Source organism: Kribbia dieselivorans NBRC 106261, from assembly GCF_001552435.1.
GTDB lineage: Bacteria > Actinomycetota > Actinomycetes > Actinomycetales > Dermatophilaceae > Kribbia > Kribbia dieselivorans.
In genome coordinates, this window is the sequence record NZ_BCRE01000299.1 from 1 (window position 1) to 1,126 (window position 1,126).

At 65.9% G+C, this 1,126-nt stretch carries 2 protein-coding genes; both read left to right on the plus strand.

The window, feature by feature from the left end; translation table 11 throughout:
* Positions 1-248 precede the first annotated feature (248 nt).
* A complete protein-coding gene (locus KD1_RS17255) occupies positions 249-461 on the plus strand; it encodes a hypothetical protein (RefSeq protein WP_217995920.1) in 213 nt (70 codons plus the stop codon).
* Between the two features lie 59 nt (positions 462-520).
* On the plus strand, positions 521-1,126 hold a 606-nt coding region (locus KD1_RS16000), incomplete at its 3' end, for a DDE-type integrase/transposase/recombinase (RefSeq protein ID WP_157073435.1).

Sequence of the window (1,126 nt, forward strand, 5' to 3'; positions counted from 1 at the left end):
GCCCTCTTTGTCAAGCTGGTTGTGAGTCGTTCACGAGCGGTAGGGAGAGTTGGAGATGGCGGGCATTGTTGGGTTCACGGAGGCGGAATTGCGCGAGCTCGTGCATGAGTACGAGATTCAGCCGTATGGGCGCAAGCGTCGCTGGCTGGAGGAGCGGGGTGTCTCGTACAGTCGGTTTCGACTGTGGCGGGCCGGCGGTGTACGAGGGTGACGTCGCTCGTGGGCTGGTTCCGCGAGAGGGTGTCCCCATGACTGTCCCTAAGGTCAAACGCACCGCGTTGGAGCGGCAGCGGGCCAAGGAACGTGCCGAGCATGCTGCCGAGGTTGAGCGACTGACCGCGCGGATCACCGAATTGGAGGGCACGAACGAGGCCCTGGGAAAAGCTATCGGGCTCTTGCACGAGCTGAACGCGCAAGAGCCCGACGAGACCCCGACGACGAGCGATCCCGCCGATTCCTGACCGCGGAGAACGACCTGGTCAGGGAACTGGCGCGGGTCACCGGCTCGCAGCGTCGGGCGTTGGAGACGGTCGGGTTGTCGCGCTCGACGTGGCATTACCGCCACCACCAGCGTGAACGGGTCAGCGATCCGATCCCGCAGTCACAGCGTGCGTACCAGTCACGGATCTCGGACGCGGATCGGGAAGAGATCGAGCAGCATGTCCTGACCGCGTGGGCGGCGCAGAACTCCGTCGACCACGCGTTCGCAACCGCGTGGGACGCCGGCATCATGCTCGGCTCGCGCCGCACTTGGTGGCGAGTGGCGGCCGAGATCGAGGAGCAGATGCTGCGACCCAAGATCAGGCAGCGCAGCGCCCCACGGGCACCGCGGGACAAGCCCGTGCTCAAGGCGACCGGGCCCGGTCAGGTCTGGACCTGGGACATCACCGACCTGTACTCGCCCTGGCGTGGGGTGGTGTTCAAGGCGTACAAGATCACCGACATCTTCTCCCGCAAGATCGTCGGCTGGCGCGTCGAGGAACGCGAGGCCGACCACTTGGCCGTCGACATGTTCAACACCGCGATCGCCACGCACGGCGCACCAGGCATCGTGCACGCTGACAACGGCGCGGCGATGACCTCGAACCTCCTGCGCGACCACCTGGCCACCCATGGCATCGAGATG